This is a genomic window from Nocardia farcinica (genome assembly GCF_029867845.1).
GTDB classification, from domain to species: domain Bacteria; phylum Actinomycetota; class Actinomycetes; order Mycobacteriales; family Mycobacteriaceae; genus Nocardia; species Nocardia farcinica_A.
This window is the reverse complement of the sequence record NZ_JARWRU010000334.1, coordinates 1-2,644: the sequence shown is the minus strand read 5'-3', so window position 1 is coordinate 2,644 and position 2,644 is coordinate 1. Positions and strand designations below refer to the sequence as shown.

General features: G+C 71.0%; 4 protein-coding genes. 1 reads left to right on the top strand and 3 read right to left on the bottom strand.

From position 1 onward, the window contains the following. Together QH283_RS07135 and QH283_RS07130 are read right to left on the bottom strand one after the other, a co-directional pair. Positions 1–201: hypothetical protein (locus QH283_RS07135; protein WP_280502222.1), on the bottom strand; the 201-nt coding region annotated here is incomplete at its 3' end. Positions 202–223: 22 nt separating this feature from the next. Then, positions 224–1,135, bottom strand: coding sequence for an oxygenase MpaB family protein (locus QH283_RS07130; protein WP_280502221.1), 912 nt, complete (start codon positions 1,133–1,135; stop codon positions 224–226). A 145-nt stretch (positions 1,136–1,280) separates the two neighbouring features. On the opposite strand from QH283_RS07130, the gene QH283_RS07125 reads away from it, so the two are divergent. After that, positions 1,281–2,033: an SIR2 family NAD-dependent protein deacylase gene (locus tag QH283_RS07125; protein ID WP_280502220.1), complete on the top strand. Its 753-nt coding sequence runs from the start codon at positions 1,281–1,283 to the stop codon at positions 2,031–2,033. Positions 2,034–2,109: 76 nt separating this feature from the next. Here the strand turns inward: QH283_RS07125 and QH283_RS07120 are convergent. Then, positions 2,110–2,644, bottom strand: a 535-nt coding sequence (locus QH283_RS07120; protein ID WP_280502219.1) for a D-arabinono-1,4-lactone oxidase, incomplete at its 5' end; no start/stop codon positions are given.

Below are 2,644 nucleotides of genomic sequence, written 5' to 3'. Positions count from 1 at the left end.
GGCCCCGGGGGGGGGGGGGGCCCGGCCCCCCCCGGGCGCCCCGCCCCCCGGGGGGGGGGGGGCCCCCGGCCCCCCCCCCCCCCCCGGGGCCCCCCCCCCCCCCCCCCCCCCCCCCGGCCCCCCCGCGCCCCCGGCGCTCTCCGCGCCGGCCGCGCCGGGCCGACGATCGGACGAAGCCCGCGCCCTGGCGGGCATGATCACCCGGCCGGAGCCGGGAGCGGGATCAGATGGGGCGGGTCTGGATGACCTTGCGCAGCCGCTGCCGGTCGCGTTCGACCTTGCGCGCCTCGTAGGCGATGGGGAAGTAGCGCAGGCGCTCGGGCAGCAGCGGCACGAGCCGGGCCAGGAACCAGCCGAGGATGATCAGCTTGCGCTCGTCGGCCTCGGTCCACTCCAGGCCGAGCTTGCGGCGGGCGACCTCGGGGGTGGTGCCGACGGTGCAGAAGTACTGCATACGGCCCACCGGCGCGGAGGCGATCTTCCAGGCCGGGTGCAGGATCTTCGGCAGCGTCTTCGGCGGTGCGACGGCGCGGATGGTGCGCAGGTAGTCACGTGCGGTGCCGGTGGCCTGCAGGTGGTTCTCGACCACATCGTCGAAGAACTTCTCGAAGGCCTTGTAGTCGGCCGGGATCTCCTTGGGCGCCACCGAGAAGTTGCGCATCAGCTGCAACCCCTCCTCGTAGTACTCCTGCTTCTCCGCGTCGGTCATCGGGCGCTTGCTGAAGTACTTGGCGTTCTTGGTGAAGGCGTAGGTGCCGGTGTGCAGGACCCAGGCCCAGGCGAAGGAGTTCAGCGCCTGGTGCTTGTGACCGGAGGCGTCAACGGTGTTGAGGGTGGCGTGCATGCTGCGCAGCCGGTCGGCCTCGGCGATGCCTTCCTCGCCCGCGTAGACCCACATCATCACCGAGGACAGGCTGCGCAGGGCGCGTCCCATCGGGTCGGTGCGGAAGGTCGAGTGCTCGTCGACCACGGCGGAGATGGTGGGTTCCATGGTCTGGAGCAGGAAGGCCGAGCCCGCGGTCAGCGAGAAGGTGATCAGCCCCGTTTCGTCCCACATGCGGGTGCCGGGGTGGAAGGGCCGCCGGGGCGGCAGCTTCGGCGCGGACGCCTTCTCGACTGCGACGGACGCGGTCATCACGATCTCCTTTGATCGACCCAGATCAGAACGATGAGATAATGAGCATAGCAATCTCTCACCCTCCGGCATAGAGGAAGGTACTGTGCGCGAGTTCCCCGCCGCTGCCAGGCCTGGCGGCGCTCGGCGTCACTAGGCTGGCGCCATGACGACCGACTGGCGCACCCGCCCTGGCCGCATCGGCGTGCTCACCGGCGCGGGGATCTCCACCGACTCCGGCATCCCCGATTTCCGCGGCCCGAGCGGGGTGTGGACGAAGAACCCGATCGCGGAACTGCTGTCCACCTACGACGCCTATCTGTCCGATCCCGAACTGCGCGTGCGCTCCTGGTTGGCGCGCCGGGACAATCCCGCCTGGCAGGCGAAGCCGAACGCCGCGCACCGGGCGCTGGTGGCACTCGAGCGCTCGGGCCGGTCGGTCACCATCGTCACCCAGAACATCGACCGGTTGCACCAGCGCGCCGGGTCGAACCCCGACCGGGTGATCGAGATCCACGGCAACATGTTCGAGGTCGTCTGTGTGTCCTGCCCGTACGCGGGCTCGATGGACCAGACCCTGGCCAGGGTGGCCGCCGGTGAGCCGGACCCGCCGTGCCCGGACTGCGGGGGCATCCTGAAGGCCGCCACCGTCATGTTCGGCCAGCAGATGGACCAGCGCACCATGACCAAAGCGATGCTCACCGCGCAGACCAGCGACATCTTCCTCGCCGTCGGCAGCTCGCTTCAGGTCGAGCCCGCCGCCTCGCTGTGCTCGCTGGCCGTGGACGCGGGCGCCGCGCTGGTGGTCGTCAACGCCGAGCCGACGCCCTACGACCGGCTGGCCACCGAGATCGTCCGCGATCCCATCGGCGAGGCGCTGCCCCGGCTGGTCGAGGAGATCCGCGCCGCCTCCTCGTGATTCGAACGTCGGCGCCGGGAGATCCCGGACGCCGCGGGAGGATTCGCCGCGCTTGCCCGGTGGTGGGAAGGGCTGGTCAGCCCACCGGGCCGAGCACCCGGTTCAGGTACTCGTTGGCGAAGCGCCCCTCCGGGTCGAAACGCTTGCGCACCTGCTGGAATCGATCCCAGTGCGGGTAGCGCTCGCGCAGCGTGTCGGCGGTCTGGAAGTGCCGCTTGCCCCAGTGCGGCCTGCCGTCGAAGGAGTCGAAGACCGCCTCGCAGGCGCGGAAGAAGGCCTGCCACGGCATGCCCTGGTACTGGTGCACGGCGATGTAGCAGGTCTCGCGGCCGCCCGCGGGCGAGAGCAGCGCGTCGTCGGGGGCGACCCAGCGCACCTCGATGGGCATCGGGGTGTCGAAACGGCGCGCGAGGTTCTTGATCGCCCTGATCGCCTCGGCCGAGTGTTCGCGCGGCAGCGCGTATTCCATCTCGGTGAAGCGCACCAGCCGAGGCGAGGCGAAGACCCGGTAGGAACGGTCCACCTGACGGCGGTAGCTGCCCGCGTAGGCCGCGGCCTTGTGGATGTAGGGGATGGTGCGCGGCTGGTTGCGGGCCAGCTTGCACAGCGCG

Excerpts from the sequence above, each read along its gene's own strand:
- QH283_RS07130 (WP_280502221.1), bottom strand. The coding sequence starts at position 1,135 with ATGACCGCGTCCGTCGCAGTCGAGAAGGCGTCCGCGCCGAAGCTGCCG.
- QH283_RS07125 (WP_280502220.1), top strand. The coding sequence starts at position 1,281 with ATGACGACCGACTGGCGCACCCGCCCTGGCCGCATCGGCGTGCTCACC.